The sequence below is a fragment of the Chitinophaga sp. CB10 genome (genome assembly GCA_001870995.2).
In the GTDB taxonomy this organism is placed as follows: Bacteria; Bacteroidota; Bacteroidia; order Chitinophagales; family Chitinophagaceae; genus Chitinophaga.
Window position 1 is genome coordinate 1 of the sequence record MLAV02000013.1, and the last position, 26,449, is coordinate 26,449.

The window sequence follows — 26,449 nt, forward strand, 5'->3', positions numbered from 1 at the left end:
ATGGCCTTGACAATGGACAGTTTCTGCTGATAACTGTATCTGACTCTTTTATCCATAAAAAATGCCCCCAAAAGTGTCTAACTTTTTGGGGGCACTTCATTTCTATTGCTGCCTTTTTTTTTGCGTTTTACGTAATGGCTACATCGGCCACCCGGCCCCATACCATGCCCGGCGGAGGAACGACTTCCCATTGCTGCCATACGCTCCGGCTGCACTCCGAAAAGGTCAGCACGGCGTTGTGATCCGGCAGCTGGCCGCCGGCCGTCAGCACCAGTCCCGATGGATGTTGGATGTAGTAGCGGTTATTTTCTCCCAAAATAAATTTTAGATACGGCGGACAAACTGTTGGTACGGGTAACGCTGTCCGGGAACTCGATACTGGATTCGGAGATGATCAGGCAGCCGATTGCAGCCGGACTTACTTACAAATTTGGCGATTAAACGGCAAACAGCGGTGTATTTTCCGCCTTAAACGTAAATATTGGGGCATGAACTGTTAAAACGGGGGTATGAAGGGGGAGATACTGCCTGCGCGGGGCAGGCAGTAAAGGAGGTTTTATAATGTCCACTCCGGGCGGATGTAATGGCAGGTATAGCCGAAGGGGTGCTTCTGCAGGTAGTCCTGGTGTTCTTCTTCGGCATCCCAGAAGTCGCCGGCGGGCGCCACCTCTGTAACAATCGGGCCGGGCCATTTGCCGGAGGCGTTCATTTCCGCAATGAGCTGTTCGGCTGTTTGGCGTTGTGCCTCACTGAGGTAGAAGATAGCGCTGCGGTAGGACGTGCCGATATCGTTGCCCTGCCGGTTGCGGGTGGTAGGGTCATGTATCTGGAAGAAAAATTCCAGCAGTTTGCGATAAGGCAGTATATCAGGATCAAAGGTGATGGCGATGGCTTCGGCATGTGTCCCATGGTTTCTGTAGGTGGCATTCGGCACATCGCCGCCGGTGTACCCCACTACGGTGGCGGTAACGCCGGGCTGGTGGCGGATCAGCTCTTCTACTCCCCAGAAGCAACCACCTGCGAGAATGGCTTTTTCGGTACTCATATTATTTGTCGTTTGTGGAGGATGAAGGTAGTTCATTTTGGGGAGGAAAATAATAACTTGCAGGGCAAATTGAATCTATGTCCGCCTCGTACTATTTACAGGATATCCGTAAGGAAGCTGCTTTGTACCCTCGTCATTTCCTGGCGCCCTCGCCGGAGGAAATTGCCAGTCTGCAACCGGGCAACCTGGTGCGGCTGTTTTTTGTATTCAACTTCACGACGCCGGATAATTGCCGGGCTGAAAGGATGTGGGTGGAGATTGCAGAGATTTACGGCGATCAGTTCAAAGGGTATTTAAACAATCAACCGCATTACATCAAGGACCTGAACAAAGGGGACGTGATCCTCTTCAACAGTCAGCATATTGCTACGATCCTTGTGCAGCCCCGGTTTGACGCCGCTAAAATGGCGATCATCACCCTGCGTGCGCTGGAGAAAGGGGCCGTCAACTGGGCGCTGTGCGCGGAGCCGGACAACCCGGAGGACAGCGGCTGGCAGCTGTTTCATGGGGATGAGGATGAGGCCTACCTGGCTGACCCCGGGAATGCGACGCTGATCAGTTTGGAGGAAGTGCTGCATATAGAGCCGCGGCTGGAGTTTGTATTTGCGTCTGACCATCCGGCGTTTGAATGGGATGCGGCCGCGAATGATTTTGTGCCGGTGGCGGATGAGGAGAGCGAGGAGGAGTAATGAGGGGGATTTCAGGGCGGAGCTTTCGGCATGGTGAGCATAAGCCTTAGCTGATGAATCATGAATTTCCAATAATCTGCAGGAGATGAATTCAAACAGGCATTATTATTTTTCTGTTGGCATAGATGACATCCCATGGGATCGCGTGGTACATTGGTATGGCCGTGCCACGAATTTCCCGGCGTATTTCAGGGACGCCGTTGCCGGCCACCTGATGGCGCAAAAGGCTGCCATATTGAACATTGGCGGCAATATTGAACACCAGGATGGGATTATAATGGCGACGCCGTTTTCCCTATTGTTCCTTTTCCGCTTGCTGGGATTCCGGCACGAACACCGGCGACTCATTACGGAACAGATACTGGCGGTAGCGAAGGCAACGCGGTTTCAGCTGGAAGGGTTCAGGAACAAGGAAAAGCCCCAGGTACCCGGGGATATCCGGGAGCTGCTCTCAGAAGCGCAGCTCTGGCCGCCATTTGTGAGCGAAGAGCAGGATGAAATGAATTGGGAGGAATACAACTTCGGGCCGGCGTATTATTCCTGGCTCTATTATACGGCGGATATATTACTGCAATGCGCTGTGCTGCTGGAGCAGGCGAGCGTGCAAGAGGAGGATATAGCAACGCGGGTGCTGGAAGAGATCAGCGGTATTGCTGCTTGTTTTGGCTGAGTTGCCGCGGTGCGGTTGCTAAGGCGGATGAGTTGGCGGCAGGCAGGTTAAAATCCGGCTATGGACTTTGCAGTCATCCCGGGGGTTTAAAGCAAGGGGTTTATCTTAAGGGTGAAAGCATTAGCGGGGAATGCTACCATCGGAACCAGGCGTGGCTCCGATGGCAATAGGACGGGACTTCGCAGCGGCGATGCGGTTAATTTCTCCCCCAATTTACATTTATATTATTTTTCTCCGCATAGACTTTACCTTTCTGGTAAAGGGCGTCCAGGAGTTCGTACACTTTGGGAGCATAGTTTTGCTCGATCTTATCCAGCAGGGCCGCTTTTTGGTCCGCCGGGCCTTTTTGGTCGCAGAGTTTAGCGTACTGCAAGTATTCGTTTTTATACACCGGCAGCACGGTTTCGAAGAGGGCGATGGAGTTTTCCTTGATCGCCTTTGTTTCGTCGTCCGTAGCGCTGAGGGCCTTGATGTTTTTAAGGGCGCGTTCTACGGACAGCACTTTCATGTTTACGACTTCCTGCGCTTCGTTGCCTTTCTTTTTGCTTGCGGGTACGTTGGGATATTCGATGGTGTATTGCTCCAGCGATTTACCAAATGTTTTCGGGTCAAAGTCGTTAACGAGGTTGGTATTGAGTACGGCTTGTTCAAAAAACTTTTGCGGAGAATCAGGCGTGCAGGAGGTTAACGTCCAGGAGAAGAGTACTGCCAGCAGCAGGTTCCAGTGTTTTTGCATAGTGTTTGGGTTATGATGAAAAATGAGGGGCAAAGATAGGGAGGAAAATTTATAATACCCGCCTACATCAACCCATGGAGTTTTACGTACTGCAACAACATGATCGTCTTACCGTCCTTTATCTCTCCGCGGTCAATCATTGCCATCGCCTGTTCCACGGGTAGTTCCAGCACTTCAATTTCTTCCTGCTCATGTTCCAGCCCGCCACCGTCGCCGGCTTTCATGTCGGGCGTATATTCGGCGATAAAGAAATGCAATATTTCGGTAACTGATCCCGGGGACATATATGCCTCAAATATTTTCCTAACGTCTTTGATGCGGAAACCGGTTTCCTCCTCTGCTTCCCGGCGGATGCACGCTTCGGGGTTGTTTTCATCGAGCAGGCCTGCGCAGGCTTCTATCAGCATACCGCTGGGGTTACCGTTGATATAGGTGGGGAGACGGAATTGCCGCGTCAGGATTACGTTGCCCGTAAGGGGGTTAAAGAGCAATATCACTGCGCCGTTGCCACGGTCGTACGCTTCGCGCGTCTGCGCTTGCCAGTCGCCCCGCCTGTTTTTATAATCGTACTTTACTTTATACAGCGTGTACCAGTTGTCCGACAGGACCTCTTTTGAAACAATCTTTACTTCCGGATTCATAAAATGATTACTTTTGATCAAATTTGATTATTTTTATCAAATGTAATTCAAAATGGGATACCCGGAAAGAAAAAAACAAATCCTGAGGATACTGGACAAAAAGGAAAGCATGGAAGTGCAGGAAATTGCCGATGCGCTGGGCATTTCGGCAGTTACCATCCGCAGGGACCTGCAGCAGCTGGCAGAGGAAGAGCTGCTGATCCGCACCCATGGCGGGGCGATGAAGGCCCCTGTGCGGCATCCCTTCACTGCTTATGCGGACAAGGAAAACGTGGCATCCGCTAAAAAGAAATACATCGGGAAACTGGCGGCAGCGATGGTAAAGCCGGGAGATACCATTTTCATGGATTGTGGCAGCACGGTGTTTACTATGTGCGCGCATTTAAAGGATATTACTCCCCTGCGCATTATCACTAATTCCCTCCCTGTGGCGGCGGCTTTTATGGATTTGCCGGGGATACAGGTAAACCTGGCCGGCGGGGAAATGGACGGGGCGCGCAAAGCTATCCACGGCAGCAAGGCGGTGGAGCATATTAAAAGCTACCATGCGGATAAGGCGTTTATCGGTACGGATGGGCTGTCCGCCAAAAGCGGGCTGACGGCGTTCAGTGAAACCGAGGCCGGGATTAGCAGCGCTATGGCGGCCGGTGCGGATAAGGTGTTTGTGCTTTGCGACTCGACTAAGATTGGGCGGGACAGTTATTTGAAGTTTGCGAAGTTGTCGGCGGTGCATGTGGTGGTGACGGATAAGGAGGTGAATGTACGGGAGAAGGAGGCGTTGAGTGAGAAGGGGGTGAAAGTGATAAGTTAATCATTGGTTAGACTTGCAACAAATTTGTACCTTTATAGGAACGACTTAAACAGATAAAAAATGGCTGGAAAACATAGCAGAGCTAAATACTTTCAAAATCGCAGAAGAGATAGAGTTTCCAAACTTCTTGATTTTGAAGCTAATATGCCGGCAGATTTTTTAAACAATATCGGACGCCAGGCGGCTTCAAACGCAATAAACGAGAATAGAGCATTGAATCTGCCCATTACCATCGTAAGGGATGGGTGGGTGGTAATGGAGATGCCGGATGGCACTACCAAAAAACTGTCCCAAGTCCATACGATACAGCAGGAGCAATTCAGAAAAATGAACCTTGTTAAAGGAGCGGTAATTCATGTCCGGAGAAAAAATTAAGAGAATGCGTGTTTTTGCCGGACCTAATGGTTCGGGTAAAAGTACAATCATAAAAGAGATCCAGAAAATTTATCAAACAGGGATATATATAAATGCGGATGACATTGAAAAATCTTCCAAAGAGAAAGGTTTTGTTAACCTGGGAGATTTCAACCTGCAATCCGATACGACTTCATTTGAAGCATACCTTGAAAATTCTTCCCTGCGTAAAAAAGCGCAAAGTGAAGGTTACGTAATTGATTTGAAACTCTCCAATAACGTAATTAAGACCGGAGTTGACTCCAATAGCTACGAAGCAGCATTAATTACAGAATTTCTAAGGCGTTTATTAATTATTAAGGGAGAAACTTTTTCATTCGAAACAGTAATGTCCCATCCTTCCAAATTGGATATTTTCCGAAATGCTCATCTGGCCGGATTTAAGAATTATCTGTATTTCATTTCCACTGAATCACCAGATATTAATGTAAACCGCGTTAGACAAAGAGTTGAGAAAGGAGGTCACCCTGTGAATGAACAAAAAATCCGGGAGCGTTATTCACGATCCATGGATTTGGTTGCAGACATGCTTCCATTTTGTCACAGATGCTTTTTCTTTGATAATTCCGGGGAAGCTTATAGGCTGATTGCAGAGATAGAAAACAATAACATCATAAGAATTGAAACAAATGAAATCCCTGCCTGGTTTTTTACCTACATATTAACAAAATTTGACTTCTAAATAAACCAATTTCTCCATCCTCCTCAAATTCCATTATTCAAAAAAAGAAGGTATTTTTAATCCACATTCTTTTTCAACCTGATCCATACAATTATGACTTCCAATACTCACGACCAGCGCATCGCCAAAATGATCTTCGGCTCCGTGTACCCCCTGTACGTGGAAAAAGTCGGGAAAAAAGGCAGGACCGAAGAAGAGCTCCAACAGGTGATCGAATGGCTGACTGGCTTCAACAAGCAACAACAGGAAGCATTAATAGCGGAAAAAGCAACCTTTGAAACCTTCTTTGACCGGGCAACGCTACATCCCAACGCCCATCTCATTACAGGCGTGATCTGCGGCTACCGTGTGGAAGAAATCGAGAATCCCTTAACGCAAAAAGTCCGGTATCTGGACAAACTGGTGGATGAACTGGCAAAAGGCCGGAAAATGGAGAAAATATTACGCAGCTAACGTCTGGCTGCTACAACGCCTGCGGCAATCCCTGATACCCCTCCCCAATCGTCTATTTTATTCACTTAATCCCATAAACATGAAAGTATCCCTACTGAAATGCTGGATGACCGGCGCTATTGTAGCATCCTCCTCGCTGCTGGCAAATGCCCAGTGCGTCAATGAGCAGGCAAAACTCGATGAGCTTCAAAAACTTTACCAGGCCAGGTTCGTTGACCTGGAAGCCCAATCGAAAGAATTGGAAAAACTGATCCCGGACAGCACCGGCGACACCGGTTTCAAAACCGACGGGGTAAACATCTCCGGGGACATTACCTTTAAGAAACAACGCTATTCCTTCGATGTGCCGGAAGTTACCATGCGCAACAAGGAAATGTCCATGACTGTACCGCAGTTCACGATGAAAACAAAATCCTTCTCCTTGCCTTACAGCAAGAGCGAATGGAAGGTAACGGAAGTCGGATTCGGTATCAAAACCAAAACCCTCGTAATTACGAACGGCACTAAAAAGTATTCATTCAAATTCCCGGAAGTAAAAATGGCGGTTTCTAAAATCGTCACCAAAATCCCGGAAATCAAGATGCAGCGCAAGGATGTCATTCTCAGCATCCCGGAATTCAAATTCCAAAACCCGATTCCACAGGAAGGCCCTTCGGACAGCCTGGAGAAAAAGGCCCAGGTCATCAACCAGGTTGCTGATAACATCAACGAAAATGGTAAGAAACTGGAAACAGAGCAGAAGGAGAAAATACGCCCGCTCATTGTTGGCCTCTTCAACTGTATAGAAACGCAGCTCACCGCCCAGATCGCCAAATCCCAGTCTGAATTCTCCGAAGCCAATAAGGAACTCACCGCCAGCATTAACACCATCGTCAGCAACAAAATGGACCCCTCCAAAGTAGTTGCGGAAGACGGCACGCAGAGCGACCTCCTGCAGGTTAAAGCGGACCTGGAAAAAAATTTCTATACCACCATGGACTCCCTGAATGCCGCGTTAAGGGAATTACGCGACCAGCGGGATAAGATCCTGGCGGAACTGAATACCCCTGCGGGAAATTCATAAGACCCTTTAAATAAAACCAACCGGCTTGATACCGGGCCGGTTGGTTTTATTTACGTTTTTAACCCGTCAAAGTATATGCTTTTAATTTCCTTTCTTGATGCCTCTGCCCCAATTTCCATACGCCTGTCATAAATCGCCTGTGAGCTTTTACCCGCAAAATATCGCAGCTGGTCTTTGTTATCTGTTGCCGCTTCATAGATTACGTCCGCAATTTCTTCGGGTAAACTTGCAGGTTTAATCATACCCAACATTTTCTTTTCAACTGCTTCGTAATACGGAAGCGGTGCTACGTCTGAATGGTGGCTAAATAAATTTGTATTTGTAGCGCTTGGCGCCACCGTTTTAACGCCAACTCCAAACATTGATAATTCAATTGACAGACATTCGCTCCAACCTTCTACCGCCCATTTTGTGCCATTATAAATACTTGTAAAAGGAAAGCCTGTATGCCCGCCAATGGAAGTTACATTAATAAACAAACCACTTTTGCGCTCCCTGAAATAAGGAATGAATGCTTTTGTAACACGCACTGTTCCCAAAAAATTCGTGTCCACCTGCTTTACAATATTGTCTTCAGTCAAGGCTTCCAAAGAACTCATCAAACCATAACCGGCATTATTCACTACCACGTCTATTTTGGCTAATGAAACAGCCGTGGCTACGGTTGATGCTATTTGCTTAACATTTGTAACGTCTAACGGCAGGACAGTTATATTTTCTAACTGGGTTAAGGCTGTTTCCTTTTCAGGGTTCCGCATGGTAGCAATGACGTGCCATCCTTTCGATTGAAATAATTTGGCAGTCGCTTTCCCGATACCTGATGAGGCGCCTGTTATAAAGATGGTCTTCATATTATTAATTACTTTGTTTATGATGTAAAAGTAAAATCATTAAGTATATCTTTGATACTTGTATCCAAAAGGATACTTAACTTATGACAAATGGAGAAAAACGATTCCAGGAAAAAATCAATGCCATCCAGGACACCATGTTTGTAATTGGCGGCAAGTGGAAAATACCTATTATCCTCTCCATTTACAGCGGCAATAAGCGGTTTAACGATATCTCGAAGGCTATTCCGAAAATTACCAACCGGGTTTTATCCAAAGAATTAAAACACCTGGAAGAAAACCTATTGATTAAGCGAACAGTGGTGGACACCTACCCTGTTAGAATTGAATACGCATTAACTGATTATGGCTTGGGCCTGGAAGAAATTGCAAAACCACTGGAAAACTGGGGCAGAAAGCACAAGAAAAAGATTAGTGGAAAGTAACGGAGTTATTGCCTGAAAGCGGGGGAAAGTAATTTGCCTGGTGTATCCGTACAAATTAACCGTTGACGGACCAGTGCGACAGCGCTGCATTATATACACGCTGTGGTTAAAAAAACAGGACAAACGGGAAATTCCCCCATTTGTCCTGCCTGGTCGGGATGACTGGATTCGAACCAGCGGCCTCTTCGTCCCGAACGAAGCGCGCTACCGGGCTGCGCTACATCCCGTTTGGATGCGGCTAAATTATAAATCTTTTTGTTTCCGGCAAATATTCTCAAAAAAAATTTCTCGTAGTACCAGTGGACCAAACCCCTCCCCCCAGGGATTGCCCAGCCGCTCCCTGCCTCCTACCTATTCTCCATCCACTGCAAAAACTGCGTCATCTTATCCTTCCCTACCGTCAGCTGCTCCTCCGCCGGCACTGCCAGATGGATAGCCAGCTTGCGGCCGGAGTAATGCTCCACCTCCTTAATCGCATCGAAATTGATTAAATACTGCCTGTTAAGCCGGTAAAACTGGCGGGGAGAGAGTTGAGCCTGGAGCTGCTCCAGGGTCTGCGGGATGATGTATTTCTGCTGCTGGAACGTAACGACGTACGGCGCATCATATTTGATATAAATGAAGGCTATCTGTTCCGTACGCACCGTGATGTACTTGTTGTTGTGGAAGATCAGGAAACTGGTCTTGCCTTCCGGCTTGTCCAGCCGGCGGATCAGCTCCTGCCAGTCCGACTGCTCCCGCTGCTGGAAGAAGTTCCTGAAGTTATCCATCTTCGCAAAAGCGGCTTCCAGGTCGGTAGCGGAAAAAGGCTTCAGCAGGTAGTCCACCCCGTTGGATTTAATGGCGTCCATGGAATACTCGCCGAAAGCGGTGCAGAATATCACGGGACAGGTGATCTTGACCTGCCGGAATATTTCAAAGCACAGGCCGTCCGACAACTGTACGTCCATGAACAGCAAGTCGGGCGGCGGATTGGAATTTAAATAGCTGACGGCATGTTCAATGCTATGTAACATGGTTTCCACCGTGGCTTCCGGGCGGATTTTCGCAATCAGCCCTGCCAGCGACTTCGCCGCCTTAATCGTCTTCAATTATTACTATCCTCATCGATTACAGGAAGTTTTACGATAAATTTTGTAGGCGCCGGCAAGATTTCAATATTCTTACCCAACAGATGTTGATATCGTTCATTAATATTTTCCAGGCCAATACCGGTGGATGACTCCGGCGTGATCTTGGGTTGCACATTATTCTCCACCACAATATAATTCCCTTCTGAATAAATCCTTACATAGAGGGTTTTGTTCGGCGACACCACATTATGTTTGATACTATTTTCCACCAGCAGCTGTAACGTAAACGGGGGAACGGAGCTGGCCTGGTGCTGTTCGCTGATCTGCAGGTCCACTTCAAACCCATGCTCAAAGCGGGCCTTGAGCAAATAAATATACGCCTGCAGTATCTTCAGCTCCTCGGACATCCGGATCAGGTCCAGCTTCCTGTTTTCCAGGGTAAAACGGTAAAAATCGGAAAGTTTCAGGATAAAATCCACACTGTTCTCATCCCCGCTTTCCACCATGTACTTTAACGTGTTGAGGGTATTGAACAGGAAATGCGGGTTCACCTGCTGGCGCAGCAACTCAAACTGGGCCGCCAGGTTATCCATTTTAGTCCGTTCCAGCTCAATGCTGACCCGCTGCCCCTGGTAGGTTTGATACAGCAGGTGAATGAACATGTAAAAAGTAAGGTTGATCAACACCCCCCTCACCTCAAACATCAGCATCACCGGCCCGAAATTAATATGCGTCAGTATCTGCTGCTGGATGTACGATAACAGGAACATCACGGCCACGCCTACCAGCAGGTTCCTCACCAGCGGATAAATGGCAAAGCCCCGGGCAATCTCCTTAGAGGTGTACACCGGCAAGGTATATATATTGAAATACCATACAAACAATGAAAATAAAAAGGTGATCATCGAATTCGCTATCACCTCGTATAGGTTGTATTGGTGCTGGATCAGGCTGGGCAAGGAAACAATGACTCCCAGGAACAGGGAGCTTAACCAAATGATCCTGCCCGATATTTTAAATGATTGCTTTTTCTTCATAGTGTGCCAAAGATAATCGTAATTCCGCTCCCCGGGGTACAAATCAGGGCCGAATCCGGCCATTTGCCCCCTGAACCGGACAATACCGCCGGCAAACCCGGCAACCCATTATCAGCAGGCGATTTTCCCTTGAAAAACCAGCTGGCTGTTCAGCCCTGAATCTGTCCGCCTCACCCCTGTTTTTGCCGGATACAGGGTATTCCGTTTTAACGCCGGGCCAACAATCCTTCTCTTTGTGTCATAATACTTCGGCATATGAAAATATCTAACCGGCTCAAAATTATCAGCGCATCCGCAGGCATCGCACTCGTAGTAACGGCAGCATTGTCGTTCACGACCAGGGTGGTAGACGCCCCTCCTGTTACCGGCGACCTCCAGGCGCCTGCTGCAGTAAAGGAAATCTTCAGCCGCGCATGCTACCCATGCCATTCCAACACGGTACACCTGAAATGGTTCGACAGGCTGCCGGGCGTAGCCTCCCTCGTGCGAAAAGATATCCTTACCGCCCGTAAGCATCTCAACTTCTCCGAATGGGATAAGCTTACCCCCGCCGCGCAGGACGCAGCGCTCTGGGAAGCGTATAATATGATCAACTCCGGCGTAATGCCGCTCCCTTCCTATGCCGCCGTGCATAGCGATGCAAAGGTAAGCGCCGCAGAACTCAGCACCCTGCGCAACTACCTGCTCACCAAAAAGAAAAACGTAACCGCCGTAAAACAGGACAGCGTAGCGCAAACCGCAGCCGCCCTGCCCAAAGCGCTGCCTACCGCGCCCACCGGCATACAGTTTATGCCCGAATTCAGGCAATGGCAGGTAATGAGCACCACCTCCCGGTTCGATAATACCACCATGCGCGTCATGTACGCGAATCCCATCGCCATGCAGGCCATCCGCAACAAGCAGATCAACCCATGGCCGGACGGCGCCATCATCGCCAAGGTAGTATGGGAAAAAGTGCGGGACAAGGACGGAATCATCCAACCCGGCAAATTCCTGAACGTACAATACATGGTCCGAAACGCCGAACGCTACGAAACAACCGGCGGCTGGGGCTACGCAAAGTTTGAAACGCCTGCCCTTAAGCCTTCCCCTACTCTGCTGGAAGCTCAATCCTGCGCCTCCTGCCATAGGGCGGCAGCTAAAACAGGCGGCATCTTCGATCTCTCCACCTTAAACTAATATAGCCATGCGCGTTATCAACCTATTCACCGTCGCAGCACTGGCCTTTACCATCGCCAGTTGCACTGAAAAGAAAGACATACCGGCCATACGCCCTTTTGCCTTTAACGACAGCGGACTGCACGTCATCACCACCGTCATCAACGAAAAGGATAACGAAGTATCCATGCTGTACGGCAATAAAGCGGCCCTGGGACAAAATGCAGCCAGCAACCCGGAAGCAGCGTATAAGCTCGTCACCTACCGGGAACAGGAAAGCAAATTCTGGTTCGGCAGCTATATCAACGGGGAACTGCTCCGCGTGGAAACGGTAAATATGCAGCCTACCGCCAAAGGGCAGGCCCCCGCCTACTCCGTGGATGTGTATAACCAGGCCGCCTATACGCCAGCCGACGCCGCCGCCAGAACGCAATTTATCCAAACATTAGACCGCGCATGGTATCCATGCGATCCTTACTGATTCTTAAAACATTCATCATATGAAAGCAATAATCATCTCCGCCGCATTATCATTCTCCGCGCTGTTCGCCGCCTGCAACCCGCTGTACAGCAACAGTAACCGCCCGCTTGTGGCCGCGGCCGACAGCTCCAAAGGTTTCGCCGTAGTGGAGCTCTTTACCTCCGAAGGTTGTTCCAGCTGCCCGCCGGCCGATGAACTGCTGGCCAAACTGGAAAAGGAAGCTGATGGAAAACAATTGTACCTCCTCGCCTTCCATGTGGACTACTGGGATCACCAGGGTTGGAAAGACAGCTTTAGCCAGCATATTTTTTCGGAAAGACAGGAAGCATACGCCGGTTGGCTCAACCTCAACACCGTCTATACGCCGCAGATTATTGTCAATGGCGCCAGTCAGTATGTAGGCTCCGACGTAGCCAACATCACCTACGCCATCAACCAGGCCCTGGAAGCCACGCCGCAGCTGAGTTTGAACCTACGGGCCTCGCAGGAAGCAGGCGGACTGTCCGTATCCTGGGCGCCCCTGGCTTCTCCAAAAAATACCCGGCTACTCCTGGCACTCGTGCAAAAAAATGCGCAAAGCAATGTAAGAGCAGGTGAAAATGCAGGACGGAAATTGTCGCATGTGCAGATCGTGAAACAGCTCACCACCATTGATCCTAAGCGGTCCAGCCTGGCCCTGGTGCCTACCCCCGCCGGCTTCAACGCGGAGGACTGGGAACTGATCGGGTTCCTCCAACGCAACAGCGACGGTAAAATCATTGCAGCAGCAAAAACAAAACTCAACTAATAATAATTATCACTGTACCGGCTATACTAAAACCGGCAATTCTTAAAACACTATTCACATGAAAAAAACATTTGCCCAGTTCTTCCAGATCGCTATGTTCGTCTGCTTATGCATCCCCGCCCTTTCCGTACTGGCTGCGGGCCCTGGCGACAAGCCCATCAAAAACATCGTGTTCGTGCATGGCGCCTTCGCGGATGGTTCAGGATTCAAAAAGCTCTATAAAATATTAACAGAGAAAGGTTATCACGTAACCGTAGTACAAAATCCGCTCACCTCCCTGAAAGATGATGTGGACGCTACCACCAGGACGCTGGACAAACAAGACGGCCCCACCGTGCTGGTAGGCCACTCCTGGGCCGGCACGGTGATCACCGAGGCAGGCGTACATCCTAAAGTGGCTTCCCTGGTGTACATCGCGGCATTTCAGCCGGATGCCGGTGAAAACACCGCACAGCAATCCGAAGGAGCGCCTAAAATGGAAGGCTCCGGCATCCTTCCTCCGGATGAAAACGGCATCCTGTATTTCGACAGAAAGCAGTTCCACAAAGGATTCGCTGCCGACCTGAGTAAAGAAGAAGCCGATTTCATGGCCGCCTCGCAAACGCCTATCTACGCCGCCTGCTTCGCCACGCCGGTGACTCACGCCGCCTGGAAAACCAAACCTTCCTATGCGGTATTGTCTACAGAAGATCATGCATTGTCCCCCTGGGTACAGCGTAAAATGTATGAAAGAGCGGGCGACAAAGTGACCGCTATCAAAGCCAGTCACGCAGTGTTTATCTCTCAGCCTGAAGCAGTGGCAAAAGTGATTATTGCAGCGAGTTTACAGCAATAAACAACAATGATCATCGCAGCCAGCTCGCAACAATCATCCAACAATAATAAAATCAATCATCCAATCACCTTTTTAAATAATAAAATCATGCAAACAACATCCAACACCAAAGTATTATACACAGGTAAAACACGTACTACCGGCGGCCGCGAAGGCGCAGCTACCAGCAGCGATCAGCAACTGCAAATCAAACTGGGCGTGCCCGGTAGCGGTAAAGGCACCAATCCTGAACAACTGTTCGCTGCCGGCTGGTCCGCCTGCTTCATCGGCGCCATGGGCATTGCGGCTAATACACTCGGCATCAAACTCCCGGCTGATACAGCGGTAAATGCGGAAGTAGACCTCGCCACTTCCGAAAACGGCTACGGCTTACAGGCACGCCTAAACGTAGAACTGCCCGGCCTTGCCAAAGAGGTGGCGCAGCAGATTGTTAACACCGCCCATAACACCTGCCCGTATTCCAAAGCGGTAAAGAGTAATATACCGGTTGCCATCAACCTGGTTTAACCAACCATCTTCATAAATAAAAACAGGCAGTGAAAATTTCACTGCCTGTTTGCATATAATTACATCTCTGTTTAGCACGACATCCGGTACCAGCTCTCCAGATCCCTCACCTGTTCATCTATAATATCCCGCGCATACACGCTCACCTGCTTAGGCGTCTGCCTGTCGAGGTGATCAGGGTTCCCAAACGTCAGCCCGATGCCAATATCCATCAGCAGCACTGCGTTATTCCCCATGCGGGTATAGTTCGGATAACGTTCCCTGATCGCCGCAAAGCTCACTTCCAGCAGGTTCATGCCTTCATACACGGCGGCGGCGGGTACTGCCGCGCTAATGCTCACGCAGCGGCCTTCTTCGTTGTAATCAAAGGTCAGCCCCAGGTGCGGATAAGCCTCGCGGGATGCCTCCCCGGCTTCGTCATGCGAGTCATCGCCCAGCTGCCGGCTGATCTCCTGCTTCCCCGCCCCGATTTTATATTGACCAAGCCTTACATATGGCTGCACTTCCAATATCATAACATTCCGGTTTAGTAGGGCAAATAAAGCGTTGTTTTTCGATTTTCAAAAAGAATGGAGGAAATTTCACAATTAGTTCTTTTTGCAGCAAATGATGCGGCCGGTCCTACAGGCCCCTGTCATGCACCGTCCAAATGAGCGAACCCAGTCCGTACCCCAACTCCTCTGCCCTCATCATAAACCGCTCCCTCACCGGCTCCGGCAATTCCGGCGTACGCGAGAGGAACCAGATGTAATCCAGGTTATCGCCCACGACGAGCGCATGCTGATAGTCGTCATCCACCTCAATGACGTTATAACCCGCCCAGATAAACGGGAAAAACGACACCATAAATCTCCCCAGGGATTTATCCTTTACAAATTTCGCCCTGCCTGCGCTCTCCCGCCATTCGCCCGCCGCTTCGTCGAAGCCGCGGTTATCCACCCGCACCTCGCCTTTAGGCGTGAGGCTGTAGGTAGCCGTTACATTGCTCATATTTTTTTCAAACCGGTAGTCCTTCCGTGCAATTTCATACCACTTACCCAGGTATTTCGCGAGGTCGAATGGCTGCACGGCGGTAGCGCCGCGGGGAATGGAAACACTACGCCCTTTCAGGTAGAGCGCGACGCCGGCAGCAGCCACCGCTGCGGCGCCTCCTATAAGCAGGTTCTTACGCATGGCCATAGCAATGATGTTTTAGCGGAATAGCCTCCAAAGCAAATGCCAGCCCCGGAAAGCGGCGCTGGCATTCAGTTTCCTGTTCAGGGGCCTGTGTATATTTTCCCCAATTATGATTTAATACTCATATGACGGCTGAAAAGGAATCACCCCCGTCAGCTTGAGCGGCAGAAACGTACCCTCTGCAGTCAGGTATTGGTACACGTTACCGGTGCGCACCATTACCGGCAGGGAATAAGGCACCAGCGTAGCGTTGCGGTAAAGAACTTCATCCAGCGCCACATCGTCAAACATCATGGGCGTTAGCGGCTTACCTTCCGCATTCAGTACCTGGAACTGCTTGCCCTTTAATACAATATACCCCGGCCCTGGCTTGCCTTCCATAATGGCCTGGTAGGCGATGGGCAGTTTGATCAGGCCCTGCGTGGTAGCCAGGCCCACCTTGCTGCGACTCACCTCCTTATCATCCCGCACCAGCAGCAGGCCGTCCCCTTCAAAATCGCTGTCGTTACCCGAATAATCGTAGATCACCGGCACAATCATTTTGCCGGTACTATCGGCATAGCCATATTTGTAGCTTCCATCTTTCTGCACTTTAATCACCTGGTAGGTCCGGTTTTTCAGCGGATGGATCATTTGCTTTTCCATAGGCAGCACCGGTTTGCCATTTTCATCGATCACCCCTGCGGCATCGGCGCCGGTGAGCATCAGGTGCCCGGGTACCTCCGTTTGCTGCGCATACAGGCATTTCAGCGGCTGCAGCTGTTTGGTGCGGATGTTGTAATGGCTGTAAACATTCGAATCCCCCTTTACCTCTCTCAGCATATACGCTCCTTTGCCGAGGCTTAGTATATCCGCATACACCGCCGGCAGGAGCTGTTTATAATCTTTATCGTATATCCCATACCGGTAGACGCCGTCTTCATGATCAACAAGGGTCAGGAAGTCTTCCGGGCTGCCGGGCATGGTGAGAATACTTCTGAACTGCTGCGGTATCTGCATCTTCCGGTGGGCGGCATCGTAGAGCCCACGGCGGTTCTGTTCATCGGCCACCAAAAATAAATCCGGCGCTAATTCCACGATTTCGCTGTAGGAAACAGGCAGCAGGATCTCCCCGCCGAGATCATACAACCCGTACTGGCCCTGGTATTCCACAATCGCCCTCCTGCCATCCGCAGTGGCTTCCAGTTCGTAAAAGGCCGGCGCCGCCGTCCTGCCGGTGCGCGGATTATAGAAACCCGTCACCGCCTGCTGTTTCAGCAGGAAAATAAGTTGCTTATCCTCTCCGCGGCCGGTATAGGCCGGCTCAATCGCCGTGTAATGCTTACTCAGCAAAGGCTTGCCGGCACTGTCCAGCAGCTGGTACATCCCTTCTTCCTCCACGATCATCTGTTCGCCGCAGCAGCGGATTTCGCTGGCATAAGCCGGTGGTATCACTTCCTTCCCGGATGGCAGTATAATGCCGTGCTTCCCGTCTTTTACCACGCCGATGAGCGGACCGCTATACCGCTCGTCGTAAGGACTGTAGATATCATCATAACGGAAATCCACTACCTGCCGGCCTTCCGCATCAATGAGCCCGAACAGCCCGTTGCGCTTCGCTTTCAGCAGCCCTCCCGGCAGCATATCAAATTCCGTATATTCGTTACCGTTATACTCCTTTTTGGTGGCGAGGTTGATCACTACCTCCTGGCCGCCCCGTTTGAAGCTGCGTATCCAGTTATCGCTGCGCATAAAGTAATGTTCGTGCTCATATTCAAACGGCAGCAGTGTTTCGTTACGGAAATTAATCACGCCCCATTTACCGTTCTTTTTGGCAAACAGGTAATCGCCTTTCTGCCCGCAGCCGCCACAGTAGTCAAATTCCTCATACGCCGCGGGTATAACCAGCCGTTGCGCTTCCACACTGTAAATCCCCCATTGCTTGCCCATCCGCACGTCAAAATAATTGCCGTCGATGTAGCCGATCTCCTCAAATTGCCAGGGAAATAGCACCTTACCCGTTGCGTCTGCGAGGTTGGTTTTATTTTCTTTTTTTAGTTGAAAGAATTGTTGCCATATCCGCGTTACCTCATCGTATTCGGGCGCCAGCACAATGCGTTGTGCCGTATTCATCAAGCCTAGCTTCCCCCGCTGCGAGAACACGTAAAACGCCTGGCTGAGGTCCTGCTCTTCCTTTAACACGTACAACGCCTGGTCGCTCACCTTTTCCCCACGGGTATTGATATACCAGCTTTTACCGTTCTCCTCGATCCTGGCGAGCCCGCCCACAAAAACGGAGCCCTGCTGCGCGCTCGCAGCTGTACTCAACAGCAATCCGGCAGCGATCAAATATTTAATCATTGTAACTTTTTGATTTTGGAGCAACGTAAGGGAGTTCCCTGCCCTGTTCATCGATATAAAAAACTTTATTATCCTTCTTCACCATTACGGGGAAGACGCCGCTGCTGTAGCCAGTATTGCGGTTCAACTCCTCGTACTCAGCAGGCAGTATTACTTTGCCGTCTATACCCAACAGGCCGTAGCGGCCCTCTTTGGACACTACCTGGAAAATTTTATTATCCTTGTAATAATAGATCTCCTGGTATATCGGCGGTATGATTTCTTTACCAGTGGAATCCAGCACGCCATACCCGTTATTGAGCGTCACTTTGTAATAGGGAATATCGTAAAAGGTATTGATATCACTGTATTTCAACGGCACGAATATGCTTCCGTCCTTCCGCAGCAAACCTTGCAGGGTATCCGCCTGGATCAGCACATATTGGCTGTCCAGCGCCTTCATATCATCCGCCTTCACCGGGTAAATGACCGCTCCTTCCCGGTTGATGAGGCCATATTTGGTTTTGCGGTTCCCATCCGTTTTACCTGCAATGGCGATGCCGTTATTGAAATCGCTGACGAACTGGTAGTCGTTAAACCTCACTTCCTTCCCTTGTTTGTCCAGGAAGAGATGCTCTTCACCGGCGCCCCAGACTTTCAGCAGTCCATCCGAATACCGGATTTGGTCCGGCTCCTCCCCCTTCGTCCTGAACAATCTTGTAAAGGCGTTTGGCTTGAAATCCCAGTTATTACTGGTGTACAGCACCTTGCCATCCAGGTCCGTCAGGGTAGTGATCTTATTATTGTTTTCATACCTGGTTTCAATGATGCGGTCCGGCGCTACGGCGGTGTAGTCCCCGTATTGCCGTTCGGGCTTAATCACTTTCCCGCTCACGTCCACCATCGCGGTCTTATCTTCCCCGGTACGCACGTTCAGCAGGCGGTCCGTCTGCCATTCGATGCGGGTATATTTAACCGGCAATACCATTTTACCGGAAGGAATATGATAAAGCCCCATTTTGCCGCCGGCGCCGATGGCGATATAATCCTCCCGGCGCAGGCCGATGGCATCGTCCGTGTACCAGTATTGGGACATATAGCCGTCTACCAGCTGGTCAAAGCCGCCGGGGAGTATAACGGTACCGTCTGTACGAAGCAGGCCGATTTCGTTCTTTGCATTTTTCGTCATCACGAAGACGCGTTTCTTTGAGGCCAGCAACGCAAGGTCGGTATAGTTACCTGCGAAAAGTTTTTTGCCCGTGCTGTCATACAGTTCCATAACAGGCCCCTTCTTTGCGACGAAGTAGCCCGGCTCTTTCGGTATCCAGCGCTTTTGCAGGGACATGGAGGCGCTTTGCGGCTGCCCTTCCCCGTCATAAAAATCTATCTTATCATATACGGCGGGTAGCACTACTTTGCCTTCCTTGTCCAGCACGCCGGCTTTCAGCTGCTGCTTTACCAGCATGAAACTGCCGTAGGGACTGGCTTCCGTGTATTGCGCCGGCGCCAGCACTTTGCCGGTAGAATCAATGATACCGATTTTGCCGTAAAGCGTTACGGCAAAAGTACCGGCTACCGGGCCGCGTTGCAGGCGGGTATATTGGGCGGGGGTGATTTTTTTACCGGAGAGGTCCATCAGGCCTATCTTTCCGTTTATTTCATAGCCAAACTGCGGACTGTTTTCTATCCCCGGGTAATGGAAGATGCTGTATTCAGGGGCGGCTACTACTTCCCCATTCTCTTTTGCAAGCCCTTTCTTCCCGTTGTTATCAATTTCTACATAGGGGCTCACATAACTTTTACCTACATCGGTATAAACGGGTTCCTGCAATACTTTGCCGGTAGCGATTTCGACCCAGCCCCAGCGGCCATTGCGCTGGATTTTGAGCAGGCGGGCGTTGAGCGGCTCTACCAGCTGGTACTCCGGCTTGCAGATTACTTTGCCCAGCGTGTCGACCGCGCCGTATTTCCCGTTTAGCTTTGTGATAACGAAGCAGTAGTTATTGGCAGGTTCGTACTCGTCATTTTCATCAGCCAGGCGCACTTCATCGAAGGTGAACGGCGCGATGACCTGCCCCTGGTAGTTGACAGCGCCGTAGGCGTTATTCCTGATCCCTACGGCCGTGTTAAAGAAGCCCTGGTTTTCCAGCTTATCGATAGTGACGAGGCCGGACCTGTGGAGGAGTACTTTCCGGTTGTTGATCTTTACTTCGGCAAACAAGCCTTCAAAACGATCCAGGTAGGCGGCATGGGTAATTTGCTGGGCCTGGGTAAGCGCAGCAGGGAACAGCAATGGAAGAATCAACTTTAGGTGTTTCATGAATTACACAAATAATGGTGCTAAAATGCAAATATGCTGTGTAATTTATGAAACACCAAGGAAAAATTATTTTGTTTTGGAAGGCCATTGAAATGCAGGCATAGCAAGGTTTTCGTACCATCTATCGGTATCGGCTACACGAAAAATATTCGCAAGCGTATATGGTGCGGCTTCCTTATCAGTGAGCTGGCGGCTCCACCTGACCCTGCCGGCGGCATTGGCGCCAGGCCCGCTGCTCTTGTATTCCCCGTAATACACGGTTTTCTCATTCTCCGGGTTGCTCCAGTTGCTCCACCCTGCCGCAGCGATAGCGGCTGGCAGCTCGCAACGTAAAAAAACTGTTTTGGCAGCCGCCCGCCATGGCCGCCCCAGTTGTACGGACTTCACGTCCGGATCAGCCGTGATGCGGCAATCCATAAACACGTATCCGTACGCTTTTCCCGGCGTAGTGCTGGCAGCGGTGATGTAGGAGTTGGCTTTGCAATGCAGCGTGCATTGCTGGAACACGGCCGTCGCCGGGCCGAATATAAAATCGGTGGTGCCTTCGATGTAACAGTTGACAAACAGCTGCCGGGAAGCTTCCCCGCCGGTGAATATCGTATCCTGGTGGCCGAGGAAGCGGCAGTTCTTAAACACCGCCTTGTCCGCATCCACGTACAGGGCTACCGCCTGGCCTACCGGCCCGGCCGCATTTACAAACGTGATGTTTTCCGCCATGAAGCGGTTGCCGGAAATCTTGGCCGTATAGCTGGTAAAAGTCGTCAGCTTTCCGCGGCCGGAATAATCGTCGAAGGTAATGATGGTACTGTCCACGCTCTCCCCGATGAAACGTACATCCGTATTAGGCGCGGGCAATTCTATCTTCTCGTTGTACACCCCGTTTTTGATATACAATACAATCGGCATCAGCGGATATACCCGCATGGCATCAATGGCATCCTGTATGTACCTGAAATCCCCCGAGCCGTCTTTCGCTACGGTGAATACATACTTGTACTGGTGCGGGTTGGCCGTTTGCGCCTCCGCCTTCCTCCCGGTGAAGAGCAGCAGCAATAAAGCTATACTTATCAAGTAGCTGCCTGACTTACGATTCATAACGTGTCCGATATTTGTTAAGCTCCTAAATTCTGAAAAAAAGCTTAGAAATTCATGGTGTTTTTCGGCATACCGCCGGGAAGGTACGTCTGCCCGGACGTACGCGCAGGGCAAAGCGGCATTTTATTCTCCCCCCTCCCCCCCTCCGGCCACCGCGCCGTTTTTAAAAATAGTCTTGAAAATTATATTATAACAGCCTATATTAGTACCAATGCTAAATGCATTTTTTCAAACTGTAATTTGCAACGGAACATTATCAATTTTGCTTATTGTGGGAATCAACTTGTATGTAGATGGAAATACTATTCTCCTATTATAATCTGATAAGAATTAACTGCGAGTCAACCAACATCTAAAACGTTTAACATGAGAACAAAACTCAGGTTATTAGCGATTCTGTCGTTAATGACGCTCCTGTTGCCCAACCTTACTTTGGCACAGCAAAAAATCATTTCCGGGACAGTGATCTCTGATGAAAAAGTACAGCTGCCGGGGGTGACCGTCCGGATCCGGGAAAATAATACCAACACTATTACAGACGCCACGGGTAAATATTCCATCAAGGCATCGCCCGGGCAAACGCTGGAATTTACCTACATCGGCTACCTCTCCCAAACGGTTACCGTTGGCGAGTCCGCCACCATCAACGTAACCCTGATGCCCACACGTACCGGCCTTAACGAGGTGATCGTGACGGCGATGGGTATCAAAAAGGAACGTAAAGCCCTCGGCTACGCCGTCCAGGATATCAAGGCGGATGAACTGATGAAAAACAAAGACCCTAACCTGATCAACTCCATGAACGGGAAAATTGCGGGCCTGAACATCACCAATTCCGGCGGCGCTCCGGGCTCCTCCGCTTCCATCATCATCCGCGGCGGTACATCCCTGGAACGCAACAACCAGCCCCTCTTCATCATCGACGGGGTGCCGATGAACAACTCCACCGGCCAGGGCGATAACAGCGCCTTCGACGGCTCGGTAAACATGTCTACCACGAACAGCAACCGCGCGATGGACATCAACCCCGAAGACGTGGAATCCATCACCGTGCTGAAAGGCCCTGCCGCTGCCGCGTTATACGGCCTGCAGGCCGCTGCCGGCGCCATCGTGATCACCACCAAAAAAGGCGCGGAAGGCAGCACCATCGTCAGCGTAACGCCCCGCTTTACCACCAACTGGGTTAACAAACTGCCCAAGGTGCAGGACCGGTTTAAACGCGGTACCTCCTACAGCGGCCAGTTCACCGATCAGACCTACTTTTCCTGGGGTCCTGAATTCGGCCCCGGCGAATCCGCCTTCGACAACCTGCGCAACTTCTTCCAGACGGCGCATGCCTTTGATAACAGCTTTAACGTTTCCGGCGGTACGAAAAACAGTAAGTTCTTCCTCTCCGGTTCCAATATCATGCAAACGGGTATTGTGCCTACTACCGATTATAACCGCACCTCCGTACGCTTCAACGGGGAGCAGCAGGTGGGCCGATTTACTTTTGGCGTGAATGCCACCTACGCGGTCAGCAATACGCAGAAAACGCTCACCGGTAGCGGCCTTTTCAATGCCAGCGGCTCCGGCTACCTCCAAAGTATCCTCTCCTGGCCTACGGACGATGATATGTCCGTTTGGTTAAACCCGGACGGCAGCAAGCGCCGCCTCCTGCCCAACGTAGCGCTGGAAGACGATATCGACAACGCCAACTGGACCGTTAATAAGAGTCCGCAAAGCGATAAGACCACCCGTATGCTGGGTAACATCTACGCCAATGTGAAAATTACCAACTGGCTGGATGCGACCTACCGCCTCGGTATCGATAACTTCGTGACGCAGTTTACCAGCCTCACCTGGCCGGGATCAGCCGTGAAGATTGCCTGGCAGAACGGGATGCTCTCCGAAACCACCCGCCGTTACAATTTCACCAGCGGCAACCTGATGCTGAACGCGCACAAACAGTTCGGGGACTTTGACTTCAACCTGCTGCTGGGGCATAATACAGAGGACTACTATACGAAAACAGGTTCCGTACGGGCGGAAAACTTCTCCATCCCAGGCCTGATTTCCATCAACAACGCAGATAATAAAAACCGTTACGCGCAGGATAACGTCAGCCGGAAACGACTGGTGGGTGCGTATGGCGAGTTCAGGGCCAGCTATAAAAGCCTCGTGTACCTGGGCATTACCGGCCGTAACGACTGGAGCAGCACCCTGCCCATCGTTTACCGCTCCTTCTTCTATCCTTCCGTTAGCGGAAGCTTCGTGTTCAGCGAACTGCTGCCGAAGAACAGCGTATTGTCGTTCGGTAAGGTGCGCGCCTCCTGGGCCCGCGTGGGTAAGGACACCGATCCTTACGTGACCTCCACCGGATTGTTCGGACCGGAGCTCACCATTGGCGGCGGTTACAGGAACTACTGGCAGCAGGGCAACCCGGAGCTGAAGCCTGAAAATACCGACTCGTATGAATTTGGTACGGAACTGCGGTTCCTCGGCAACCGCCTCGGGGTGGACTTCACCGTGTACAACAACAAGAGCGTGGACCAGATCCTCTCCCCGCGCGTGAGTAACGCTACCGGCTATATCCTGAAATCCGTGAACGCCGGCGTGATCGAGAACAAGGGTATAGAGCTGACCATCAACGCCAACCCTGTACGCAACAAGGACTTCAACTGGGACGTAACCCTGAACCTGTCCAAAAACAAGGGTAGGGTAAAAGAACTGCCGGGCGCTATCAGCATCCTGTATGTAACGGATGTACAGGAAGGCCCGGGTAAGGCAGCAAGCTTTAACAAAGGCGTGTTCATGGGGTTGAGCGGCTCCAAATGGGCCACCGATTCCAGCGGCAATGTTATCCTGGATTATAACACCGGCTATCCGACCATCTCCTCCCTTACCACCCTGCCGGTGGGCAACAGGGAGCCAGACCTGATCGGAGGGCTGAACAACAGCTTCAGTTATAAGTCGTTCAACTTCTCCATGCTGTGGGACTTCCGCCTGGGCGGCGACGTGTACAACGCCACCGAATGGCTGATGACGGTTAACGGTTTATCCGAAGCTACGTTGAACCGTGGCAGTGACCTCACCTTCTCCGGCGTGGCGCTGAACCCTTCTACCGGGAAATATGAGCAGGTGACCCGTACGGTGAAAGCTTCTGAAAAGTATTACCGCGACGTTTATGCCAACAATGCGCCGTTCTTCATCCAGAGCGTAAACTGGATGCGCCTGCGTTCCGTAGCGCTCTCCTACTCCCTGCCTGCGAATGTGCTGACCCGCATCGGCTGGCTGAAAGGCGCTACTGCTACCATTTCCGGCACCAACCTGCTGCTGTTTACCAACTACCGCGGTATGGATCCTGAGGTAAGCGCTGCCGGCGCCGGCGTAACCGGTTCCGGATCAGTGGGTATTGATTATGTAGGCGTGCCTGCCACGAGAGGACTTGCCTTCGGCTTAAACTTTAAATTCTAATTACTGCTACCATGAGAAGAATATTCATCCTTATAAGTATATCCGTTGCCGTTAGTTCCTGTAAGAAATGGCTGGATGTCAACAATAATCCAAACACGGCCACGACTGATGTGCCTACGGCCGATATGAGGCTGGCGCCGCTGATCAGCCAGTTTTCCGATGCGTACGAAAGCTCCGGCACCCGCGCCTCCTTCCTCACGCAGCAGATTGCCGTGGTGTACCCGGCTACCAATGCCGCTACGAACAATAACTGGAACCTCACCCGCTGGTACAGCAATACCTCCAGCGCCAACTGGCCCTGGCAGTGCTGGTATGTGAATACCGCCGTGAACGTGGACCCGCTGATTACCGCGGCGCAAAAGGTGGAAGCCTGGCATTACATCGGCGCGGCGAAAGTGATCAAAGCCTGGGGCTTTGGCACCCTGGCGGACTTCTATGGCATGATGCCGTATGATCAGTTTGCCATGGCCAGCACCTATACGCCGAAATTCGACGATGGGGAATATATACATGGAAAAGTGCTGGCATTGCTGGACGAGGCCATCGCCGACCTGAAAAAGACGCAGGGCCCGGCAGCGCCGCCACTCTCCAAGGCGGATGTACTCAACAACGGTTCCGTGGATAACTGGATCCGCCTGGCCTATGGGTTAAAAGCCCGCTTCCTGCTGCATACCACCAAGAAAGGCAGCTTTAATGCACAGGCTGTGCTGGACGCGCTGGCCAATGCGCCGCAGACGGACGCGCAAAGCAGCATCCGCCAGTATGTGGATGAAGGACCGGCCGTGACCAGCACCGCCAAAGAAGCGCTGCAATACAGCAATACCGGTACTACCGTGCGCTTCACCAAACTCTACATCGATTACCTGACGAATAACTACCAGGGCGCGCCTACCGGGGCGAATAACATGCGGGACCCGCGTATAGACAGTATCCTGCCGCGTATGCAGGTGGATACCGGCTGGCTGGTGACCAAAGGCATGGATATGACATCCGACCTGCCTAAGACAGGGCCTTCCAACCCGGCTTACAACGCCACCACGAATAAGTTCGCCAATGGCGACTCCGTGTACATCCCGCTGCGTAAGAATCCATATGCGCCGGCAGCCGGCCAGCGGGTGCTCTCTACCGGTTCCTGGTACACGAAAAGGGACGCCAAGGGATTGCTGCTGACCAATGCGGAAATGCGGTTTATTGAAGCGGAAGTGAAGTTCCGCCAGGGCGATGCCAACGGGGCGCTGATCGCTTACAAGGCGGGCATCCGTTCCCATATGAACATCCTGGGGATACCGCCGGCCAAAATAGACCAGTTCCTGGCCAGTACTTCCGTGGTGCAGAATGCCGGCAGCCTGACCCTGAGCCATATTATGATCCAGAAATACATCGCGATGTCGTTCAGCGTGGAAACCTGGGCGGATATGCGCCGCAACAACTTCTGCGCGGATGCTTCCGGGGTGTACAACCCGGCTGCAGGGGTGTATAAAGGCTACCAGCGCCCGTCGCATGTGTATATTGAAGGGTATCCTTCCCCGACTGATTATCCGCGCCGTTTTGCCGTGGCCAGCTATGAGATCAATTTTAATATTGACCAGGTGCTGAAAGCGAATCCGAATGCGGCGAAGCCGACGTATTTGGCGGAGCCGGTGTGGTGGGATAAGCCGTGAGTTTTTTTGCTCGCAGAGCGGCAAAGGATGGAGTAATTTGTAAGAGCAGGGGTAAGGCCCTGCT

The 26,449-nt window shown here is 51.1% G+C and carries 27 protein-coding genes and 1 tRNA gene; 15 read left to right on the forward strand and 13 right to left on the reverse strand.

The genetic code is table 11. The annotated features are described in order from the left end of the window. Positions 1–127: 127 nt before the first annotated feature. Positions 128–316, reverse strand: coding sequence for a hypothetical protein (locus BOC67_RS17645; protein ID WP_291911976.1), 189 nt, complete (start codon positions 314–316; stop codon positions 128–130). A 240-nt stretch (positions 317–556) separates the two neighbouring features. Then, entirely contained in the window at positions 557–1,045 is a 489-nt protein-coding gene (gene msrA, locus BOC67_RS17650; protein WP_291911978.1) for a peptide-methionine (S)-S-oxide reductase MsrA, read from the reverse strand. Between the two features lie 77 nt (positions 1,046–1,122). Here msrA and BOC67_RS17655 point away from each other — a divergent pair, with 77 nt between their 5' ends. Next, on the forward strand, positions 1,123–1,734 hold the full coding sequence (locus BOC67_RS17655) for a DUF2185 domain-containing protein (RefSeq protein ID WP_291911980.1): 612 nt from the start codon (positions 1,123–1,125) through the stop codon (positions 1,732–1,734). 85 nt (positions 1,735–1,819) lie between these two features. Further along, the gene (locus tag BOC67_RS17660; RefSeq protein WP_291911981.1) at positions 1,820–2,404 is read left to right on the forward strand and encodes a hypothetical protein; all 585 of its coding nucleotides are present in this window, start codon (positions 1,820–1,822) and stop codon (positions 2,402–2,404) included. Positions 2,405–2,600: 196 nt separating this feature from the next. On the opposite strand, the gene BOC67_RS17665 is transcribed toward BOC67_RS17660, so the two are convergent. Beyond that, entirely contained in the window at positions 2,601–3,140 is a 540-nt protein-coding gene (locus BOC67_RS17665) for a hypothetical protein (protein ID WP_291911982.1), read from the reverse strand. Positions 3,141–3,202: 62 nt separating this feature from the next. Further along, the gene (gene nudK, locus BOC67_RS17670; protein ID WP_291911983.1) at positions 3,203–3,781 is read right to left on the reverse strand and encodes a GDP-mannose pyrophosphatase NudK; all 579 of its coding nucleotides are present in this window, start codon (positions 3,779–3,781) and stop codon (positions 3,203–3,205) included. A gap of 52 nt (positions 3,782–3,833) precedes the next feature. Between nudK and BOC67_RS17675 the strand changes: the two genes are divergently transcribed. The 5 genes from BOC67_RS17675 to BOC67_RS17695 all read left to right on the forward strand — a co-directional run bounded on the left by BOC67_RS17675 (position 3,834) and on the right by BOC67_RS17695 (position 7,204). Further along, positions 3,834–4,592, forward strand: coding sequence for a DeoR/GlpR family DNA-binding transcription regulator (locus BOC67_RS17675; RefSeq protein WP_291911984.1), 759 nt, complete (start codon positions 3,834–3,836; stop codon positions 4,590–4,592). A 60-nt stretch (positions 4,593–4,652) separates the two neighbouring features. Beyond that, positions 4,653–4,967, forward strand: a complete 315-nt coding sequence (locus tag BOC67_RS17680) for a hypothetical protein (protein WP_291911986.1) — start codon at positions 4,653–4,655, stop codon at positions 4,965–4,967. Continuing rightward, positions 4,948–5,688, forward strand: coding sequence for a hypothetical protein (locus tag BOC67_RS17685; RefSeq protein WP_291911988.1), 741 nt, complete (start codon positions 4,948–4,950; stop codon positions 5,686–5,688). Before BOC67_RS17680 ends, BOC67_RS17685 begins: the two co-directional genes overlap by 20 nt. Positions 5,689–5,781: 93 nt before the next feature. Next, positions 5,782–6,141 carry a DUF2200 domain-containing protein gene (locus BOC67_RS17690; RefSeq protein ID WP_291911990.1) on the forward strand — a complete coding sequence of 120 codons (360 nt, stop codon included), beginning with the start codon at positions 5,782–5,784 and terminating at the stop codon, positions 6,139–6,141. 79 nt (positions 6,142–6,220) lie between these two features. Further along, positions 6,221–7,204 carry a hypothetical protein gene (locus BOC67_RS17695; RefSeq protein WP_291911991.1) on the forward strand — a complete coding sequence of 328 codons (984 nt, stop codon included), beginning with the start codon at positions 6,221–6,223 and terminating at the stop codon, positions 7,202–7,204. A 50-nt stretch (positions 7,205–7,254) separates the two neighbouring features. Here the strand turns inward: BOC67_RS17695 and BOC67_RS17700 are convergent, their stop codons facing one another. Next, positions 7,255–8,055 carry an SDR family oxidoreductase gene (locus BOC67_RS17700; RefSeq protein WP_291911992.1) on the reverse strand — a complete coding sequence of 267 codons (801 nt, stop codon included), beginning with the start codon at positions 8,053–8,055 and terminating at the stop codon, positions 7,255–7,257. A gap of 83 nt (positions 8,056–8,138) precedes the next feature. On the opposite strand from BOC67_RS17700, the gene BOC67_RS17705 reads away from it, so the two are divergent. After that, a complete protein-coding gene (locus tag BOC67_RS17705; RefSeq protein ID WP_291911993.1) occupies positions 8,139–8,480 on the forward strand; it encodes a helix-turn-helix domain-containing protein in 342 nt (113 codons plus the stop codon). Between the two features lie 150 nt (positions 8,481–8,630). On the opposite strand, the gene BOC67_RS17710 is transcribed toward BOC67_RS17705, so the two are convergent. The 3 genes from BOC67_RS17710 to BOC67_RS17720 form a co-directional block, all read right to left on the reverse strand. Further along, positions 8,631–8,707, reverse strand: a tRNA-Pro gene (locus BOC67_RS17710). Between the two features lie 120 nt (positions 8,708–8,827). Then, the gene (locus tag BOC67_RS17715) at positions 8,828–9,571 is read right to left on the reverse strand and encodes a LytTR family DNA-binding domain-containing protein (RefSeq protein WP_291911994.1); all 744 of its coding nucleotides are present in this window, start codon (positions 9,569–9,571) and stop codon (positions 8,828–8,830) included. Then, positions 9,568–10,590: a sensor histidine kinase gene (locus tag BOC67_RS17720; RefSeq protein ID WP_291911995.1), complete on the reverse strand. Its 1,023-nt coding sequence runs from the start codon at positions 10,588–10,590 to the stop codon at positions 9,568–9,570. The genes BOC67_RS17715 and BOC67_RS17720 overlap by 4 nt, the downstream gene beginning before the upstream one ends. Before the next feature lie 255 nt (positions 10,591–10,845). On the opposite strand from BOC67_RS17720, the gene BOC67_RS17725 reads away from it, so the two are divergent. The 5 genes from BOC67_RS17725 to BOC67_RS17745 all read left to right on the forward strand — a co-directional run bounded on the left by BOC67_RS17725 (position 10,846) and on the right by BOC67_RS17745 (position 14,358). Continuing rightward, positions 10,846–11,769 carry a heme-binding domain-containing protein gene (locus BOC67_RS17725; RefSeq protein WP_291911996.1) on the forward strand — a complete coding sequence of 308 codons (924 nt, stop codon included), beginning with the start codon at positions 10,846–10,848 and terminating at the stop codon, positions 11,767–11,769. 7 nt (positions 11,770–11,776) lie between these two features. Continuing rightward, on the forward strand, positions 11,777–12,229 hold the full coding sequence (locus BOC67_RS17730; RefSeq protein WP_291911997.1) for a hypothetical protein: 453 nt from the start codon (positions 11,777–11,779) through the stop codon (positions 12,227–12,229). 19 nt (positions 12,230–12,248) lie between these two features. Beyond that, a complete protein-coding gene (locus BOC67_RS17735; protein WP_291911998.1) occupies positions 12,249–13,016 on the forward strand; it encodes a thioredoxin family protein in 768 nt (255 codons plus the stop codon). 58 nt (positions 13,017–13,074) lie between these two features. Next, positions 13,075–13,851: an alpha/beta hydrolase gene (locus BOC67_RS17740; protein WP_291911999.1), complete on the forward strand. Its 777-nt coding sequence runs from the start codon at positions 13,075–13,077 to the stop codon at positions 13,849–13,851. 87 nt (positions 13,852–13,938) lie between these two features. Next, complete coding sequence (locus tag BOC67_RS17745; protein ID WP_291912000.1) at positions 13,939–14,358, forward strand: organic hydroperoxide resistance protein; 420 nt, start codon at positions 13,939–13,941, stop codon at positions 14,356–14,358. Between the two features lie 71 nt (positions 14,359–14,429). Here BOC67_RS17745 and BOC67_RS17750 read toward each other — a convergent pair whose 3' ends face one another. The 5 genes from BOC67_RS17750 to BOC67_RS17770 all read right to left on the reverse strand — a co-directional run bounded on the left by BOC67_RS17750 (position 14,430) and on the right by BOC67_RS17770 (position 21,268). After that, a complete protein-coding gene (locus tag BOC67_RS17750) occupies positions 14,430–14,873 on the reverse strand; it encodes a hypothetical protein (protein WP_291912001.1) in 444 nt (147 codons plus the stop codon). Between the two features lie 106 nt (positions 14,874–14,979). Next, the gene (locus BOC67_RS17755; protein ID WP_291912002.1) at positions 14,980–15,537 is read right to left on the reverse strand and encodes a lipocalin family protein; all 558 of its coding nucleotides are present in this window, start codon (positions 15,535–15,537) and stop codon (positions 14,980–14,982) included. A gap of 111 nt (positions 15,538–15,648) precedes the next feature. Beyond that, positions 15,649–17,874, reverse strand: a complete 2,226-nt coding sequence (locus tag BOC67_RS17760) for a WG repeat-containing protein (protein ID WP_291912003.1) — start codon at positions 17,872–17,874, stop codon at positions 15,649–15,651. Beyond that, positions 17,867–20,173 carry a WG repeat-containing protein gene (locus tag BOC67_RS17765; RefSeq protein ID WP_291912005.1) on the reverse strand — a complete coding sequence of 769 codons (2,307 nt, stop codon included), beginning with the start codon at positions 20,171–20,173 and terminating at the stop codon, positions 17,867–17,869. Before BOC67_RS17765 ends, BOC67_RS17760 begins: the two co-directional genes overlap by 8 nt. A 66-nt stretch (positions 20,174–20,239) precedes the next feature. Beyond that, complete coding sequence (locus BOC67_RS17770) at positions 20,240–21,268, reverse strand: pectinesterase family protein (protein ID WP_291912006.1); 1,029 nt, start codon at positions 21,266–21,268, stop codon at positions 20,240–20,242. Between the two features lie 366 nt (positions 21,269–21,634). Between BOC67_RS17770 and BOC67_RS17775 the strand changes: the two genes are divergently transcribed. Beyond that, positions 21,635–24,724, forward strand: coding sequence for a SusC/RagA family TonB-linked outer membrane protein (locus BOC67_RS17775; RefSeq protein ID WP_291912007.1), 3,090 nt, complete (start codon positions 21,635–21,637; stop codon positions 24,722–24,724). An 11-nt stretch (positions 24,725–24,735) separates the two neighbouring features. Further along, the gene (locus BOC67_RS17780; protein ID WP_291912008.1) at positions 24,736–26,385 is read left to right on the forward strand and encodes a SusD/RagB family nutrient-binding outer membrane lipoprotein; all 1,650 of its coding nucleotides are present in this window, start codon (positions 24,736–24,738) and stop codon (positions 26,383–26,385) included. The last annotated feature ends 64 nt before the right edge of the window (positions 26,386–26,449 follow it).

Bases quoted from the DNA above. Each gene is read 5' to 3' on its own strand.
- BOC67_RS17735 (WP_291911998.1), top strand. From the start codon at position 12,249: ATGAAAGCAATAATCATCTCCGCCGCATTATCATTCTCCGCGCTGTTC.
- BOC67_RS17740 (WP_291911999.1), top strand. From the start codon at position 13,075: ATGAAAAAAACATTTGCCCAGTTCTTCCAGATCGCTATGTTCGTCTGC.
- BOC67_RS17725 (WP_291911996.1), top strand. From the start codon at position 10,846: ATGAAAATATCTAACCGGCTCAAAATTATCAGCGCATCCGCAGGCATC.
- BOC67_RS17700 (WP_291911992.1), bottom strand. From the start codon at position 8,055: ATGAAGACCATCTTTATAACAGGCGCCTCATCAGGTATCGGGAAAGCG.
- BOC67_RS17680 (WP_291911986.1), top strand. From the start codon at position 4,653: ATGGCTGGAAAACATAGCAGAGCTAAATACTTTCAAAATCGCAGAAGA.
- BOC67_RS17675 (WP_291911984.1), top strand. From the start codon at position 3,834: ATGGGATACCCGGAAAGAAAAAAACAAATCCTGAGGATACTGGACAAA.
- BOC67_RS17755 (WP_291912002.1), bottom strand. From the start codon at position 15,537: ATGGCCATGCGTAAGAACCTGCTTATAGGAGGCGCCGCAGCGGTGGCT.
- BOC67_RS17765 (WP_291912005.1), bottom strand. From the start codon at position 20,173: ATGAAACACCTAAAGTTGATTCTTCCATTGCTGTTCCCTGCTGCGCTT.
- nudK (WP_291911983.1), bottom strand. From the start codon at position 3,781: ATGAATCCGGAAGTAAAGATTGTTTCAAAAGAGGTCCTGTCGGACAAC.
- BOC67_RS17745 (WP_291912000.1), top strand. From the start codon at position 13,939: ATGCAAACAACATCCAACACCAAAGTATTATACACAGGTAAAACACGT.
- BOC67_RS17685 (WP_291911988.1), top strand. From the start codon at position 4,948: ATGTCCGGAGAAAAAATTAAGAGAATGCGTGTTTTTGCCGGACCTAAT.
- BOC67_RS17730 (WP_291911997.1), top strand. From the start codon at position 11,777: ATGCGCGTTATCAACCTATTCACCGTCGCAGCACTGGCCTTTACCATC.
- msrA (WP_291911978.1), bottom strand. From the start codon at position 1,045: ATGAGTACCGAAAAAGCCATTCTCGCAGGTGGTTGCTTCTGGGGAGTA.
- BOC67_RS17760 (WP_291912003.1), bottom strand. From the start codon at position 17,874: ATGATTAAATATTTGATCGCTGCCGGATTGCTGTTGAGTACAGCTGCG.
- BOC67_RS17665 (WP_291911982.1), bottom strand. From the start codon at position 3,140: ATGCAAAAACACTGGAACCTGCTGCTGGCAGTACTCTTCTCCTGGACG.
- BOC67_RS17775 (WP_291912007.1), top strand. From the start codon at position 21,635: ATGAGAACAAAACTCAGGTTATTAGCGATTCTGTCGTTAATGACGCTC.
- BOC67_RS17750 (WP_291912001.1), bottom strand. From the start codon at position 14,873: ATGATATTGGAAGTGCAGCCATATGTAAGGCTTGGTCAATATAAAATC.
- BOC67_RS17780 (WP_291912008.1), top strand. From the start codon at position 24,736: ATGAGAAGAATATTCATCCTTATAAGTATATCCGTTGCCGTTAGTTCC.
- BOC67_RS17660 (WP_291911981.1), top strand. From the start codon at position 1,820: ATGAATTCAAACAGGCATTATTATTTTTCTGTTGGCATAGATGACATC.
- BOC67_RS17720 (WP_291911995.1), bottom strand. From the start codon at position 10,590: ATGAAGAAAAAGCAATCATTTAAAATATCGGGCAGGATCATTTGGTTA.
- BOC67_RS17690 (WP_291911990.1), top strand. From the start codon at position 5,782: ATGACTTCCAATACTCACGACCAGCGCATCGCCAAAATGATCTTCGGC.
- BOC67_RS17655 (WP_291911980.1), top strand. From the start codon at position 1,123: ATGTCCGCCTCGTACTATTTACAGGATATCCGTAAGGAAGCTGCTTTG.
- BOC67_RS17705 (WP_291911993.1), top strand. From the start codon at position 8,139: ATGACAAATGGAGAAAAACGATTCCAGGAAAAAATCAATGCCATCCAG.
- BOC67_RS17695 (WP_291911991.1), top strand. From the start codon at position 6,221: ATGAAAGTATCCCTACTGAAATGCTGGATGACCGGCGCTATTGTAGCA.
- BOC67_RS17770 (WP_291912006.1), bottom strand. From the start codon at position 21,268: ATGAATCGTAAGTCAGGCAGCTACTTGATAAGTATAGCTTTATTGCTG.